General features: G+C 58.3%; 17 protein-coding genes. 13 read left to right on the top strand and 4 right to left on the bottom strand.

The features are described 5' to 3' along the window. Positions 1-21 precede the first annotated feature (21 nt). The 11 genes from B3R00_RS14865 (at position 22) to B3R00_RS14815 (ending at position 9743) form a co-directional block, all read left to right on the top strand. Positions 22-585, top strand: coding sequence for a hypothetical protein (locus B3R00_RS14865; RefSeq protein WP_286999665.1), 564 nt, complete (start codon positions 22-24; stop codon positions 583-585). Positions 586-684: 99 nt separating this feature from the next. Next, on the top strand, positions 685-1308 hold the full coding sequence (locus B3R00_RS14860; protein ID WP_286999664.1) for a hypothetical protein: 624 nt from the start codon (positions 685-687) through the stop codon (positions 1306-1308). 39 nt (positions 1309-1347) lie between these two features. Beyond that, a complete protein-coding gene (locus B3R00_RS14855; RefSeq protein WP_286999663.1) occupies positions 1348-2028 on the top strand; it encodes a hypothetical protein in 681 nt (226 codons plus the stop codon). Next, positions 2025-3485 (top strand): terminase large subunit domain-containing protein, encoded by a 1461-nt coding sequence (locus B3R00_RS14850; protein ID WP_286999662.1) that lies wholly within the window; start codon positions 2025-2027, stop codon positions 3483-3485. Before B3R00_RS14855 ends, B3R00_RS14850 begins: the two co-directional genes overlap by 4 nt. Position 3486: 1 nt before the next feature. After that, positions 3487-5697, top strand: coding sequence for a portal protein (locus B3R00_RS14845; protein ID WP_286999661.1), 2211 nt, complete (start codon positions 3487-3489; stop codon positions 5695-5697). Between the two features lie 125 nt (positions 5698-5822). Beyond that, on the top strand, positions 5823-6038 hold the full coding sequence (locus B3R00_RS14840; RefSeq protein WP_284214460.1) for a hypothetical protein: 216 nt from the start codon (positions 5823-5825) through the stop codon (positions 6036-6038). Positions 6039-6074: 36 nt separating this feature from the next. Further along, positions 6075-7001, top strand: a complete 927-nt coding sequence (locus B3R00_RS14835; protein WP_286999660.1) for a hypothetical protein — start codon at positions 6075-6077, stop codon at positions 6999-7001. A 16-nt stretch (positions 7002-7017) separates the two neighbouring features. Further along, entirely contained in the window at positions 7018-8052 is a 1035-nt protein-coding gene (locus tag B3R00_RS14830) for a N4-gp56 family major capsid protein (RefSeq protein WP_286999659.1), read from the top strand. A 92-nt stretch (positions 8053-8144) separates the two neighbouring features. Next, positions 8145-8615 (top strand): hypothetical protein, encoded by a 471-nt coding sequence (locus tag B3R00_RS14825; protein WP_286999658.1) that lies wholly within the window; start codon positions 8145-8147, stop codon positions 8613-8615. A 17-nt stretch (positions 8616-8632) separates the two neighbouring features. Continuing rightward, positions 8633-9283 carry a DUF6682 family protein gene (locus B3R00_RS14820; protein WP_286999657.1) on the top strand — a complete coding sequence of 217 codons (651 nt, stop codon included), beginning with the start codon at positions 8633-8635 and terminating at the stop codon, positions 9281-9283. Positions 9284-9368: 85 nt separating this feature from the next. Continuing rightward, positions 9369-9743 (top strand): hypothetical protein, encoded by a 375-nt coding sequence (locus B3R00_RS14815; protein WP_286999656.1) that lies wholly within the window; start codon positions 9369-9371, stop codon positions 9741-9743. A 96-nt stretch (positions 9744-9839) separates the two neighbouring features. On the opposite strand, the gene B3R00_RS14810 is transcribed toward B3R00_RS14815, so the two are convergent. The 4 genes from B3R00_RS14810 to B3R00_RS14795 form a co-directional block, all read right to left on the bottom strand. After that, positions 9840-10499, bottom strand: coding sequence for a hypothetical protein (locus B3R00_RS14810; RefSeq protein ID WP_286999655.1), 660 nt, complete (start codon positions 10497-10499; stop codon positions 9840-9842). 225 nt (positions 10500-10724) lie between these two features. Then, positions 10725-11069, bottom strand: coding sequence for a GrlR family regulatory protein (locus tag B3R00_RS14805; protein WP_286999654.1), 345 nt, complete (start codon positions 11067-11069; stop codon positions 10725-10727). Beyond that, positions 11066-11713 (bottom strand): hypothetical protein, encoded by a 648-nt coding sequence (locus tag B3R00_RS14800; RefSeq protein WP_286999653.1) that lies wholly within the window; start codon positions 11711-11713, stop codon positions 11066-11068. Before B3R00_RS14800 ends, B3R00_RS14805 begins: the two co-directional genes overlap by 4 nt. A 304-nt stretch (positions 11714-12017) precedes the next feature. Next, positions 12018-12983, bottom strand: a complete 966-nt coding sequence (locus B3R00_RS14795) for an IS481 family transposase (RefSeq protein ID WP_286999652.1) — start codon at positions 12981-12983, stop codon at positions 12018-12020. Between the two features lie 190 nt (positions 12984-13173). Between B3R00_RS14795 and B3R00_RS14790 the strand changes: the two genes are divergently transcribed. Both B3R00_RS14790 and B3R00_RS14785 read left to right on the top strand, forming a co-directional pair. Then, complete coding sequence (locus tag B3R00_RS14790) at positions 13174-14454, top strand: hypothetical protein (protein WP_286999651.1); 1281 nt, start codon at positions 13174-13176, stop codon at positions 14452-14454. Between the two features lie 118 nt (positions 14455-14572). Further along, a complete protein-coding gene (locus tag B3R00_RS14785) occupies positions 14573-14935 on the top strand; it encodes a hypothetical protein (RefSeq protein WP_286999650.1) in 363 nt (120 codons plus the stop codon). Positions 14936-15036 lie beyond the last annotated feature (101 nt).

Genomic DNA, 15036 nt, shown 5'->3' with positions numbered 1-15036 from the left:
GTTTAACGGAAGGACGCATCGATGAACACCCCGAGCAAAGACACCCGCACCAGCCGACAGATTGTTCTGGATGCCATCCATGAGTTGGTAGGCCTGGATCACGCCATCACGCGCGAGAACCTGCAGGCGACCACCGGCCTGACGCAGCACATCATTGACGACCACGTATCCCGGATGGTGGACGAAGAGGGCACGCTGCGGCGCGTGCGGCCAGGGGTCTATGAGTTGGTGCGAGGGGTCGGCAAGATGCCTAACGTGTATTTCACCGACATTGGGGAGGACAGCTCACTGGTCATCGAGGTGGACGACTGTGGCAAGCTGGTGATCAATGACGCCCGAGTGGCGCGAAAGATCGCGGAGCGGCTGTCCGGCAGCTATGCCCAGGTGGCCATGCTGGAGATGAAGTACCAGTTTGGGGTTGTGGCCCAGGACTTGATGCTGGAGCTGAAGCAAGCAAAACGGGAGCTGGCCCAGCGCGTCACTGAGCTGGAGGCCGCCAACGGGAAGCTGATGCGCAAGCTTGCAGAACGCTCGCCCCAAGCCAGTCTGGGCTTTGATGTGGAGAGCGTGACAACGGTGAGTTAAGCCCCAGTTACCCCAGCACCAACCCGCACCCACCATGGGGCAGGTTTTTCTTTGTCTGGGGTTTGGGTAGCATGGCGCGACACAACTACAGGAGAGGGAATGTCGCCAGAAGAGATTCAAGCCATGGCCAAAGGGATGGCAGAAGGCCAGGCAATTTGGTATGTGTTGTCAGCCATCATTGGTGGGGTTCTCGCTGGTGCAGGCGCTTACGCAGCAGAGAAGGCGAAAAATCGCGCCACAAAAGAAGACATCAGGGAGATTACCCGGGCCGTCAAAGAGGTCGAGGCCGGATTCAACAAGCAACTGGCAGATTTACAGGCGCATCATCAGCTAAGGATGGTGGCCGCAGAAAGACGGATTCAGGCCCACCAGGAAGCATATGACTGGATCATCCAACTTAAATTGGCTATTCGTTTTTCGACAGAAAGCTGGAGGCCATTGATTCAAGAGGCACACATTTGGCAACGACGAAACAATCTCTTTATGGGAAGAATGACCAGAGAGAGCTTTGCATTGGCGCTCTGCGGTTTTGAACGCTTCAGGGGGCAAAAAAAGCTGATAGAACGCAGCCCAATCAGTTCGGAGAATTTTGATGTCGATAAAGAGTACGAAACGCTAAATAAAATTTGGAACGAAGAAATCCTTCCCGTCTTCCAAGTTATTGCGTCCGAAGTTGAGCTTCCACCCCTTGGTGAGTCATCTCAAATACCACTCCCCACCTAAGGTTCGCTCCATGCCAACGTTCCCGGAACACTCCAGGGCATGGCAAAGAACACAGGAACCAAATCTCAAAACGATAAGCCCCAGATCGACTGGGAACGTATAGAGCTGGACTACCGGGCTGGCGTTAAGAGCTTGCGCGAAATTGCAGAGGGCTCTGGCACCAGCCACGTCAACATTGCCAAGCGTGCCAAAGCCCAAGGTTGGGTGCGCGACCTCACAAAGAAGATCGAAGCCAAGGCCAATGAGCTGGTTAACAAGGCTTCGGTTAACACGCCTGTTAACAAAGCCAGCCCCGCAGCGGAAAAGGCGACGGTCGAGGCGGTCGCCAATACGCAGGCCACGATCCGGCTGGCACACCGCGCCGACATCGAGCGTGCCCGCCGCCTGTGCATGGGCATGCTTACTGAGCTGGAACAGCAAAGCGCTGACCCTGCGCTCATCACAGAGGCAGCTGACATTCTGCGCAGCACGCCACCCGAGGAAATGACCAAGGAAAAGCGCGCCAAGCTGGCTGAAATGGCGGCTAAAGCTGGCTCGTTGCAGTCGCGCTCGAGCACCATGCGGTCGCTGGCCGAGTCTTTGAAGGGATTGATTGCGCTGGAGCGCCAAGCGTTTGGCATCCGTGAAGAGATGCCAGAACCCCCGCCACCTGGTCTGGAAGCGTTCAGCACCAAGGAACTGCTGGCTGTCGCCTCTGCCCTGAAGGGCGGTGCAGTATGAATCTGTCTTCTGAGTACCTGTCTCCGGACAAGAAAGCCGCTGTGCTTGCGATGGTAGAGCGCGAACTGCAAGGCAGGCAGCTGGACCAATACGGTGCGTACGCCAAGCAGCGCGAGTTCCATGCTGCGGGTGCGCAGTACAACGAGCGCCTGTTCATGGCTGGCAACCAGCTGGGCAAGACCAAAGCGGGTGGGGCGGAATGGGCCATGCACCTGACTGGCCGTTACCCGGACTGGTGGAATGGCGCGGTGTTCAATAAGCCGGTGGTGTTCTGGGCCGGTTCGGTGACCAGCGAAGCCACGCGCGACAACCCCCAGCGCATGCTGCTGGGCCCACCAGCCATTCAGGACATGTGGGGCACGGGCATGGTGCCGCGTGATGCCATCAAGGATTTCACCCGGGCGATGGGCGTGGCCAACTTGCTGGACAGCGCGGTGATTCGCCACGGCGGTGGGGGTGATGTGCAGGCTGGAGAGAGCCTGATTGCCTTTAAGTCCTACGAAAAAGGCCGCGAGAAGTGGCAGGGGCCCACGGTCGATGGCGTCTGGTTTGACGAAGAGCCGCCGCTGCCGATCTATGGCGAAGGCTTGACCCGCACCAACAACGGCCAGCGCGGGCAGTTCGCCCTGACGACGTTCACCCCGCTGCTGGGCATGTCGGATGTGGTCAAGCGCTTCTTGATGCCCGAGGCCAATGACTTGGGTGCCAAGACCCGCAAGGTCATCAGCATGACGATCTGGGATGTGGATCACTACACCCCCGAGCAAAAAGAAACCATCGTGGCCAGCTATCCGGCGCACGAACGCGAAGCACGCTCCAAGGGCATCCCCACGCTGGGCAGCGGCCGCATCTTCCCGGTACAGGAAGAGCTGATCAAGTGCACACCGTTTGCTGTGCCTGCACACTGGCCACGCATCAATGGTGTGGACTTCGGCTGGGATCACCCCAGCGCTGCGGTGCAGTTGGCCTGGGATCGAGACAACGACTGCATCTATGTCATCCAAGGCCACCGACAAAGCGAAACGCTACCCGTGGTGCATGCCGCCACCATCAAGGCTTGGGGCGACTGGGTGCCAACTGCCTGGCCGCATGACGGTTTGCAGCACGATAAAGGCTCTGGAGAACAACTGGCCATGCAGTACGCCAAGGCGGGCGTGTTGATGCTCAAAGATCGCGCCACCTTTGAAGATGGCAGCAACGGCGTGGAAGCTGGCTTGATGGACATGCTCGAGCGCATGCAGACCGGGCGCTGGAAGGTATTTAGCCACCTGGAAGACTGGTTTCAAGAGTTCCGTCTGTACCACCGCAAGGAAGGCAAGGTGGTCAAGAAGGTCGATGACTTGCTCTCAGCCAGTCGCTACGCCTTGATGATGAAGCGCAAGGCCATCACCAAACCCAAGCCACAGCGCCCAATTACGGGGAACTGGGCACCACTGGATCAAGAAATGGGGTATTGAAATGCAAGCAACCGCTAACAACGGGGGCGTGCAGCCCCAAGGTGCCGATGCGCCACCGATTGATGACCGTCAGACCCTGCTGCAAAACCTGCTGGCCAAGCGTCGTGAGGCGATTGCAGGCCGCGCTGGCTCGGGCATTGAAGAGGAGTGGACGGAAGATGAGGAGCATTACCAGGGGATTGACGATGCCAACCGGGCGTTCCAGTCGGCCAACATGCTCTATCGCAGCCGCAGCAAGGCGCTGCTGTCGGGCCAGCAGCAGGGCCAACAGCCCACGCGCTCCGTGGTGTTCCTGAACATCACCCGTCCGTATGTGGATGCGGCCAGCGCCCGGGTGGCAGACATGCTGCTGCCGACTGACGACCGTGCCTGGGAGATCAAGGCCACGCCGCTGCCGACGCTCAGCCAGCTGCAGCTAACCAAATTGGCAGAGGCGATGCGCATGCCCAGCACGGATGCTGTGCAGGAGGCGATGGAGCAGCAGGCACAGCTGGCCCAGGAGGCGGCCACCAAGATGCAAAAGGCTATCGAGGATCCGCTGGTGGAGAGCAACTGGCACGGAGAGGTGCGCCAGGTCATCGAGGATGCGGCCCGCTGTGGCTCAGGCGTGCTCAAAGGGCCGTTTCCCGTGATGCGGACGGTGCGCATGACCCGTCAGGATCCGGTGACCCAGCTCAAGACGCAGTTCAAGGTGGACGAAATCAAGCCTGGCAGCAAGCGCATCGACTTCTGGAACTTCTTCCCCGATCCTGCCTGTGGCGAGAACATCCACGCTGGGAGCTTTACTTTCGAGTGCGAGTACATCGGCAAGCGCCAGATCATGGACTTGCTCAAGGATGAGAGCTACGACCGCGCCGAGCTGCTGGCCGTGCTGCGCGAAGGCCCCGCCAAGACGCGCGAGGGCACAGAGTCGGTCTATCGCCACGGTGATGATGAGTTTGAAATGTGGATCTTCCACGGTCACTGTATGCGCCAACAGCTGGCAGCCATGGGCGTAGAGCTGGATGAGGGGGCCGAGGAGCAGTTGCCCGCCATGGCGGTGATGATCAATGACCGCCTGGTCAAGGCCGTGCTCAGCCCCTTGGAAAGCGGCGAGTTTCCCTATGACGTGTTGGCTTGGCAGCGCCGCCCTGGCATGCCCTGGGGGATTGGCGTCAGCCGCCAGATCCGCACTGTGCAGCGCATGCTGGTTGCCAGCACACGCGCCATGATGGACAACAGCGGTCTGTCTGCAGCCCCGCAGGTTGTGATCAGCAACGGAATCACGCCCGTAGATGGGGTTTACACGCTTCGCCCCGGCAAGCTGTGGCGCGCTGAAGCGGGCAGCGATGTGCCGGATGTGACCAAAGCCTTTGCCAGCTTTTCGGTGACCAGCGTGCAAAACGAGCTGATGAACATCATCAACTTCGCTTTGAAGATGGCCGAGGACACCACCGGCATGCCTGCCATGCTGCAGGGTATCCGTGGTGATGCGCCGCAGACCCTGGGGGGCATGCAGATGCAAAACAACAATGCCACCAGCGTGCTGCGCCGCCTGGCCAAGCGCTTTGACGACTACATGACGCGGCCGCACATCCAGCGCTATTTCGACTGGATGATGAGCTACAGCGACGACGACAACATCAAAGGGGACTTCGAAATTGAAGTGCGGGCCTCGTCGGCCCTGGTGGAGCGGGACGCCCAGCAGCAGTTCCTGATGTCGCTGCTGCAGGCTTCGGCCAACCCCGTGTACGACTTGGATCCGGCCAAGCTGGCGGCCGAGTTGTGCCGTGGCCAGCGTCTGGATCCGAAGAACTTCCAGCTGACAGAGGAGCAAAAGGCCCAGCGGGCACAGCAAAGTCAAGACCCGACGCTGCAGGCCAAGGCACAGTTGCTGGGTGCACAGGCCATCAAAGCGCAGGCCGACGCCGAGCGCGCCCAGGCGCTGACCGTGGGCGCCCGGGTGGAGGCTCAGTACAGCGCTGTGCAAACGGCTCAGGTGATCGAGCAGATTCCCGGCACCGCCACCACAGCCGATGCGCTGCTGCGCTCTGCAGGGTCCATAGACATGGATGCCGCTCCCATCGTGCCGCAGGCCAGCGGTGCAGGGGAGGTGCCACCGGTTGAAGTGCCTACTAACACCAACCCACTGACGCCAGCCAATCCGGCAAGCCCAGCTGTTGGGATGCAGGCTGGCATCGAGACCCAGGCGGACGACGGCGTGCGGTCCTGATCGATAAGCACAGCCCTTTACAGCCCTCCCGGTGCACAACCTGGAGGGCTTGTTTTTTTGTGATCGCGGCATGCCCACCCGGCTAGGGATTCGTCTTTGTGGCGCTAAGCCAGAAACTGTCCCCCATGACGAATTCGGCCATCGACTTCCACTCGCCAACCTGGCGTGCCATCGCAGACAAAGCGCAAGCACAGCTGGCTACGTTGCGGGAGAAGAACGACAGCCCAACGCTGGATGCAACCCGGACTGCGGAAGTCCGTGGGCGTATTGCAGCGTGGAAAGAGTTACTGGCGATGGCGGATGACAAGCCAGCCCCAGTGCAGGAGACCCCCGCCTATTGAGGCCGAGGTCGTTGAAACCACAGGAGTGCATGACGCATGAACGTAGAAGACCAGCAAGCAGAGCGCGCAGCGTTCGAACAGGGATTTGCACAAGCTTCCGGGCAGCCCGCACCAGCCCCCGCCGCGCCTGCGGCCGAGGCGCAAGCGACCTCCCAGACAGAGCAAGCCCCTGCCGCACAGACCACTGAGCAGCCCGGTGAAGCACCAGGCGCTGTCAGCCTCCCCGCTGAGGGTGCTGCTGCACCCAGCGCAGAGGCTGGCCCAGCCGAAGGTGAAGACCCGGTGATGTTGGGTGGCTACAAACGCAGCGAGCTTGAACGCTTGGTGGAGCAGGCCGGCAAGGTGCCTGAACTGGCACAACAGCTGCGCAAGGCTCAGGGAAAGATTGGCGAACTCAACAGCAAGCTGCAATCCCAGGCCCCGGCGCAAACGACAACTCCGACGCAGCAGCAGGTTGCGCCCGAGCTGCCGCCAGAGCTGAAGCAGTTCGAGCAGGACTTCCCGGAGTTTGCGACATACGCCAAGGCGTTGATCGGCACCCAGCAGCAGCCCACACCGGCAGCCCCGCCCGCCCCAGTGCAGCAGTCCGTGGCCACGGATGCAGCACCGGCGACCGCCGCGCTTGACCCCGTGGACATTGAGCTGGCTGTCATGGATCGCATGCACGCAGGGTGGCGAGAGAAGGTGCAAGGGCAAGAGTTCAACACTTGGTTGTCTGCCCAAAGCGAGGAGGTGCAGGCCGCGTTTGGCACAGCAGACACTGCGGACTCGCTGGCGGCCGTCATTGGTCAGTTCGATCAGTGGTCGAGCGCCAAGCAGGCTCGGGCGCAAAAGGCCCACAAAGGCCAGCAGCGCCTGGCAGTTGCGGTGACACCCCAAGGTAATGCGCCCAAGCCCCAAGCCGCGCCCACCGAAACCGACGATTTTCATGCTGGCTTTCAGTCAGTGATGGGCCGACGCTAGGCCCGAGGAGAAAACCATGGCTCAATTTACCTCTGGCGCTCCGGCGCCCCGTATCGGCAAGATCAAGGGTGAAATCCTCGCCCATGCGATTGCCACCGAAGTGCTGGGCATTTGCGGCCAGCAGCGCCCACTGCCCAAGAACCAGGGCAAAACCGTGGTGTTCCGCCGCTACCTGCCCTACGGTGCTGCAAATACCAACTGGGACACGCGCAACCGTCCTGCGGTTGATGCCGCAGCGCATGAGCTGGTGGAGGGCGTTACGCCTACGGCCGATAGCTTGACGCCGCAAGACATCACAGCGGTGATCAAGCAGTACGGCTGCCTGTACCAGTTGACCGACCAAGTGGCTGACACCTACGAAGACGACGTGCCTGCGGAGATGAAAAAGCAGTGCGGCGAGCGCGTAGGTCTGCTGCGCGAGATGATCCGCTACGGTGGCATCAAGGCCTGCACGAATGTGTTCTTTGCAGGTGGCTCCAGCCGTGCCACGGTGGCCAGCAAGATCACGCTGAACCTGCTGCGCAAGATCAGCCGCAACCTGCAGGCCAACCATGCCAAGCGCATCACCGGCATCCTGGCGCCTTCGGCAGAGATTGCCACGCAACCCGTGGAAGCGTCGTATATGGTGTTTGTACACACCGACGCGGAAGCCGACGTGCGCGATCTGGCCAACTTCGTACACGTGAGCGAATACGGCAGCCGCAAGCCCGTGCATGCCCAGGAGCTGGGCTCTTGCGAGAACTTCCGCTTTGTGACCTCGCCCGAGCTGGCACCTTACCTGGCCGCCGGTGCGGATGTGGCTGCGACAGCCCTGATGGGCACCGGCAAGGTGGACGTGTATCCGTTCATCGTGGCTGGTGAAGACGCTTGGGGCCAGCTGGCACTGCGCGGTGTGGACTCCATCGATCCGACCTACATCCCTGTGGGCCAGAAAGACAAGTCCGACCCATTGGGCCAGCGTGGCTACGTGGGCGCCAAGTTCTACATGAACATGACGCTGCTCAACGAAGGCTGGATGGCTATCGCTGAAGCAGGCGTCTCCTCCCTGTAACCCAAGTCCCAGCGCACCCCACACGGGTGTGCTGGGCAGCTATTCCTCCCAAGCAGGGCCTGGCCCTGCGACAACTCCACAGGACGAAAGACATGGCAACTCGCAACCCCCGTACATCCAGCCAGGTCGATGCTGGTGCTGAATACCTTGGCCACGAGCAACAGGGCGCCATCGGAGAAATCCGCACGACAGCCGGCATCGACGTGGTGGACAAGCCTATGCCCAAGGATGCCTTGGATCTGGAAGCATTCATGAATGAACCAGTGACCATCATCGTCAACCCTGCGACTGACCCGGATGAGCCGCGCCTGGTGCAAGTGGGTGTGAACGGCGTCAACCAGTTTCTGCCGCGTGGCGAGCAGATTACGGTCAAGCGCAAGTATGTGGAGGTTCTGGCCCGTGCCAAACGTACCAACTTCACGCAGACTCTGGATGAGCGTCTGGGCGAGGGAATGAACCACCTCAAGGCCATGCACCTGCTGCGATTCCCATTTTCGGTGATCGAAGATCGCAACCCCAACGGTGGCCCGTGGCTGCGCGGCGTCTTGGCTGAAGCACGCTAAACAGAAAGCTGGCTGCGATGAAGCTCAAAGACATGATCGCGCTGTACCGGGCGCAGTCCTGCGACACGGCGGACCCACCGCTGTGTGGGCCTGAACTGCTGACCCTGTATGCCAATGAAGCCCAGGTGGAAGCATGCCGCCGCAGCCACCTGTTGCTGGATTCCGAAGGCAGCATGTGCAGCCTGCAGGTGACGGCTGGCCAGCGCAGCGTGTCTTTGGCGCCCGGTGTGTTGTCCATCCAGCGTGCTTTTATGGGCCATCAGCCTCTAGAAAGCGCAACGGCTGACTGGATGGATGCCAAGTTTCCGGGGTGGCAAGCAGATGGGCGTGTAGGGACACCGCTGTATCTCGTCAGTGGACTCACCAGCGGGAAGCTGCACTTGTACCCACTGCCGCAGCAGGATGGCACCATCGCACTGACCGTGAGCCGCATGCCCGCGCTGCTCGAGGGTGATGACAGCATTCCTGAGATTCGGGAGGAGCTTCACCCAGCGTTGGTCGACTGGATGCTGTACCGCGTCTACAGCAGCCAGGACACGGACCTCTACAACGACGCCAAAGCGGCGATAGCGCTGGGGCGCTTTGAAGCAGAGTTCGGGCGTAAGACCAGCGGGCGCAATGAGCAGTGGCAGCGGGTGGCGCAATCGATGCCCGGGCCGATTGCATGACCCCGGCTAAGGTTCGCGGATAAGGCGACGCTCCCATGAAATCAAGGCTCCCAATACGGAGCCTTTTTCATTTACAGGAGTACCTATGACCCGTACCACCAAAGCAACCGGCAAAGCCAAGCCCAGCACGACTGCCAAAGCAGGTCAGCCAACCAGCACAGCACCAGCTGCAAAAGCCCCGGTAAGCGAAAAGGCACGGCTGCAAGCTGCCAAAGAGCCAGCAGGCCGCAAGTTCGAAAGCACTGAGGCACTGGCGCATTTCATCCAGCACAACCCGGAATTTGGCACGCTGACCCTTGAGGTGCAGGACAAGCTGCGTGGGGAGCTAGTGAATGCCAAGCGCGTGGAGGCCGAGCATGATGGCTATTGGTCTGATGGCCGCAAGCGTTTGACGCTCTCAGAAAATGATGCACTGGCTGACCTTAACGGGACACGCAGGCCAGATAACCACGTCGATTGAGCTGAGTCTTGAAGTGTTGGATTAGACAGGTCAGTAGATATGTCTTGAGCGGCATCGCTATGTCCAAAACCGCCAGCGACAGAAAAAAACGGTCACTCAAAGTTCACCATGAACCGCAGCTATAGGCTGCGCCTTCAATGGTGGTAAGTCTGGTTGCGCTAAAGACATTTTTAGCAGCTTTCGCTCGACATTCTTAGCCAAGAGAACTGATCTCGCATCGCGTCCGAAAATCCAAAAAATGCCGAAAGTTATCGATAGCAAAACCAATGCCGTAAGAAAAGCGGGAATGCTCTTGAGACTTAGAACCGAGATCACCGTAGCAGCAGAGTAAAGAGCTGTCGCAACGATGAAAAAAATCGAAAAACCGAGTGTGATTACGCCAGACTTCCCTGGAGTTACTACAAGAGAACCATCATTCCCAATCTTCGAATATTGATAGCTAGCTCGTAGTTCTTTTAGCGAAAAGTTCCCAGATTGGTAGGCCGCCATTATGGCTGCCGCCATTCGTGGCGATGCCGGCCTACCGAATGTGGAATGAAAGACGGCCTCATGTCTAACAGCTTCGATAAATGCGGTTAACTCTTTATGCTGCTCTGCTTCGGCACGCAGAAATGAGTGCCGCTTGAATTGCCGCTTGCTGAGATATTCATCATTAAACTCGAGCAGTGTTTTGATCGCTTTGTATAACGCGCCAGCAACTGCAACGACTGCCGCGGCCACTGCAGGCGTAGACTTCCATAGTTCCGAGAGATCCATAGGTTTAAAAGAGTTACGCTGTTAAGTAGGATTGGCTTGCATTAGTTTGACTGCGTAAGTTCGAAAAGTGACACTAGCAGACGGGCTAAGAGTAGCCAAAGACTAAATAACAAGCAGCCACTTAACATTTGAGTTGAACGGCAAGTGCTAGCTTTGCTCGCTAGGCGAATGATGTCTTACGGCACACCCCAAGCCAAATTGGCCAAGGTCTTCTTGAGAGAAGGTTTAGGCACCGCGCTCGTAAAGTTGTGCCACCTTGCGACCGGCGATGCGAATTTCTGGGGTCGATCGCCCGACAATATGTCCGTGAATGTCGAACCCTTGTTCATCCACAGTTCCTGTCAAGTCGAGAGTGAAATTGCGCAAGGGGCCGAAGACAGAGTTGAGAGGTCCACGATAGTGAGTAACTTCTATGCTTGCTTTGACTTGCTTACCATAACTGTCAATGTGGCCCCGGTACAAATACGTTTCGTCCCCCCCATTGACGTCTCCGTTACTGAGGACGGCAAGGCCTGCTCCGACGTCTTGGGGACCAACGGAAAACTGAACAAAGAAGATGCCTGAAGTCATGATTTCCTTTGATGAGATGACAAAGCTAGCTTGAGACGGTCAAAGTCTGAGGCCGCGCTTGGAAATGAGGATATGAGACCCGTGAGCCTAGCCGCCTTTCGGCGGTCTCCAAGATCAACCTCCATAAGGCGCGACAGATCAAGTGCATCCGTCGCTGAGGTTATCAACCGTTGAGCTGTGTCATGGTCAACACGAAGATCACCCACAATAAATGCATACAAAGGGTTTAGCTCAAGCTCCTGACGAAGCTCAATTAAGCGGCGGAGCTTTACATATTCGGCCTGCTTGTCTGTGCCAATACTGGCCTTCGAAAGGAAGTCTTGAATGACGGAAAGCTGCTCTTCTATGGCGCGCATGCGTTGCTCTGTAGCTGCGTCCGGTGCATTCAATCCTATGGATGCAACGTACAACTCCTCCTTTTTGTAGTCCCCAGGCGCAAAGAAGACTGCAGGCTTGTGATATAGGACAAAAAAGAACAACAGGATCAGTAATATGGGGAAGCCCATCACGAACCAGATAAATATCTCCTGAAGCTTGTCAGAAAGCTTGGTAAAAACTACTGCCATGGCGACTTCAGAGATCGCGGCAAATAGCGCCACCATAGCCAGAGGGTTTTTTACACGAGATAAGACTTCGTCTTTCATTCTGCCTAGCGTAATGTTGGCCGCACTGGATCACAGGCCATCTAGCGCCTGCTAGCCTAACTTGAGCAGCTAAAAGTCGTGAAAATGGTTTACAACCTAACTTTACTGCATACGACATGAATGAATTTAATTACTGAGGCTTATACAGGCCTGCTGACTACTTGTCGCTATTACTGACTTCGAGTCAAAGACTAGCTTTCACGAATGTAATAGAGTAGTCCGAACGGCCTACTTTGGGATACACAGCCTGAAAGGCTGCTGCTGGTCGATTTTTGCCAAGCAAGCAGTTTAAATTTGTTGAAGCCTAGTTGTCAGGTCCCGGATGATTACGCACGTTCTTGACGAATAAATCAGGTGCTTTCATCTTCCATTTTTTGAGTGCTTGGACTGGGGCTTCATGCCCCAGTGCCTTTTGTGGCAAGTGGTGGTTGTACAGCCAGACAAACCTGTGCAGTGTCTTCTCCAAATCCTCTGCGCTGTTGAAGTGATGCGAGCGCAGCACCTGGCTCAGGCGGCCATTGAAGCGCTCAACCATGCCGTTGGTTTGTGGCGTCTTTGGCTTGGTCAGCCGATGCTCTATCCCCAATGCTTGGCATAACTGGTCGAATTCGTGCTTGCCTGAGGGCTGACGTGTGCGGCTTCCAAACAATCGGTCTGTGAACTCTTTGCCGTTGTCGGTGAGGATGGTGTGGATCTTGAACGCTGCAGCTTTGCGTACGGCAGCCAAGAAGGCTTTGGCGGATGCTGCCGTCTTGTGTTGCTTGACATCAATCAACACCCAGCGTGTAGCTCGATCGATGGCAACAAAAACATAGCGGCGTTTGTCCTCATCGTGCATCTGGGGCAGGTACTTCACATCTACATGTACATAGCCAGGCTCATACGCCTTGAAGGGTTTGTGCTCGCCCTCAGGCTTGGGCTGTACGGGCAATCTGGAGTGGCCTCGTCTGCGCAGCAAGCGATCCAGCGCAGAACGGCTCATGGCCGGCTCAATGAACTCTCGCACCACCGCCAATAAGTCATCCAGAGGTAGCCGCAGCTGGCTGCGCAGATAAATAACCAGCTCTTCCTGCCCTGCATTGAGAGTCGTTTGCAGGCGGTGGGCCGTGTGGCTGGCGTCATGCACCGTGGCTCTGCCCCGCCACTTACGCACGGTCCCTATGCCAATGCCGTATTGCTGCGCCAACTCTCGATCAGTACCACTGGCTTGCTGCAATGCAAAACGGGTGGCAGGTGTGGTCGTAGCGTTCTTATGAAGGCTGATCAGCATGGCAACTCCTTGGCACGGGATTGCCATGTTGCCAGAACTGCTTGCAGTACCTCTCGGCCATGCAGCAACGGACGCTTGTTTTTAAGCAGCCAATCGTCCGGGACCCGACACCTAGTCAAGCCCCCTCTAAGGCTTGGGACGCTGGTTACATTGCGCGAGACTTGGCTCAAGTAACCAACGAGGTATTCCCATGGCCACGTCCGCCCCAATGCGCCGCAGTCTGGTTGACCAGATCCCCACAGAAGAAGACCGCCAGGCGCCGGCGGCACGACCACAATCGGGCATCCATTCTTCGGAGCTGGGCCGACAGTTCTACAACACGGCCATGGCCCTGCCCGGTGTCGGTGGTGTTGGCAAGGTGGCCCAAACGGGTGGTTGGGTCAGCCGGGCGTTGAACTCTACCGCCGGTGTGGTCAACAAGGTTGCAGCCGGCACTGCGGCGCTGGCTGCACTGCCTGCAGGTGCTGAGTCGCCTGAATCGACTCCTGCCATCCCGCGCACCAGTGCAGCCGGTGCTGGCCGTGGCACGGTCAATCCGCCCACGGCAGGGGCATCCAATCCTCTGGTGGACGCGTCCCGACAGGTTGCCCCGGGCATTTACCGCACCGGCAATAGCTATGCAGGCACCGGTGAGGCAGCTGTGAACTTGAACAGTGAGCCTAGAGGCACGCCGTCTGCCCAGAACATGGCCGCCGCTGACCAGCTGGCCGCGAACCAGCAGATGGACAGCATCAGCCGGGTGGCTACCAGCGGCAGTGTGCCTCAGTCACCGCCCCAAGGGCTGATTGGCCGCATTACAGCCACGCACAGTGGCAACGACTGGACAGCGCGCGAGATGCTGCGGCGCCAGAAGATGGGTGCCAACAGCTTGATTCATCAAAGTCATTGGGCCAAAAAAGGCTCAGGCCAAGCTGCGCAGAAGGCTTATGGGGAAGCGCTGCAAGCCGACTATGCCGCGATGACAGGTGGGCAGACAGGCGCTGATGTTGAGGTCATGAGACAAAACGCGGGCTTGCAACGCGAGGGGATTCAGCAGGCTGGCGCCGATCGCCGCGAAGGCCGACGCAGCTTGATTGATGCCGCACGCTTGGGCATGGAGCAAGAAACACAGGGCTTTGCCAACCGTGCTGCAGGCCAGCAAGAGCAGCTGCGCAACACCTTGCTCGATCCGAAGGCCACGCCTGAGCAGCGTGCGATGGCCCAGCGGTCGCTTGCGGCATTGGCAGGCAAGACGGCTGCTGACCGCATGCAGACGGTGACGCTGCCCGATACGACCAATGACATGGGGCAGGTGGTGCGCGGTGGGCAGGCTTTGGTGCGCCTCATGGAGGACGGCTCTGTGCAACAAGTGCCGGTCTCGGCTTCACAGCCAACGGGCGGCGCCTCGAAGGCGCAACGTGCGGTCGGCACTGTCTCGCGTGTGGGGGACAAAGAGGCGGTGTGGGACGGCAGCAAGTGGGTGCCTAGATAGTAAGCTGTCAGCGAGGTTTGACGCACAACCCGAGTCGCTACAACGTTGGCAACCCCGGCATCTTGTCCATGATGCATGGTGGCACTTTGCTACCATCCCGCAAGATGGAGGCGTCTTTATGTTCGACTGGATTCGCAAGCTAGTTCTTAATGCCAAGGCGCGGGGGGCTCTGCTAGAAAGATTAGAGCAGCAAGCGCATGCAGCAAAGGAGCAGCTGAACGAATCTCTTAGCTTGGCTTGCAGCTCTGCTAGACCTGATGTGAAAGTTTCGTACCTGAAATGTGCGAAATCAAAATTTGCCGAGTTGCAAGCTATTGCCGCAGAGCATCCAAGGATGCGCCTGACAAACGAGGAAGAAGTCGATGCTGCCATCAAGCAGTTGGAGCAAGATTTTTCTCGAGCTGGTTATTACGCTATTCGTAATCAGTCTGCATCAGCGCATGTAAGTCTCAGCCCAAAGGCTAAAGAGCTGTTGCGATAGCGTGTTTGTGGAGTGCTGGAGAGTAGGTTTGCTCCCATCACTCCATCGATATACGCAGGCGTGATGCCTCAATTGACACAGCCTTTGGTAGAGGGCTTTGC

Source organism: Comamonas sp. UBA7840, assembly GCF_002501455.1.
GTDB classification, from domain to species: domain Bacteria; phylum Pseudomonadota; class Gammaproteobacteria; order Burkholderiales; family Burkholderiaceae_C; genus Comamonas; species Comamonas jiangduensis.
The sequence above is the reverse complement of the archived record's forward strand: the minus strand, read 5'-3'. Positions and strand labels throughout refer to the sequence as shown.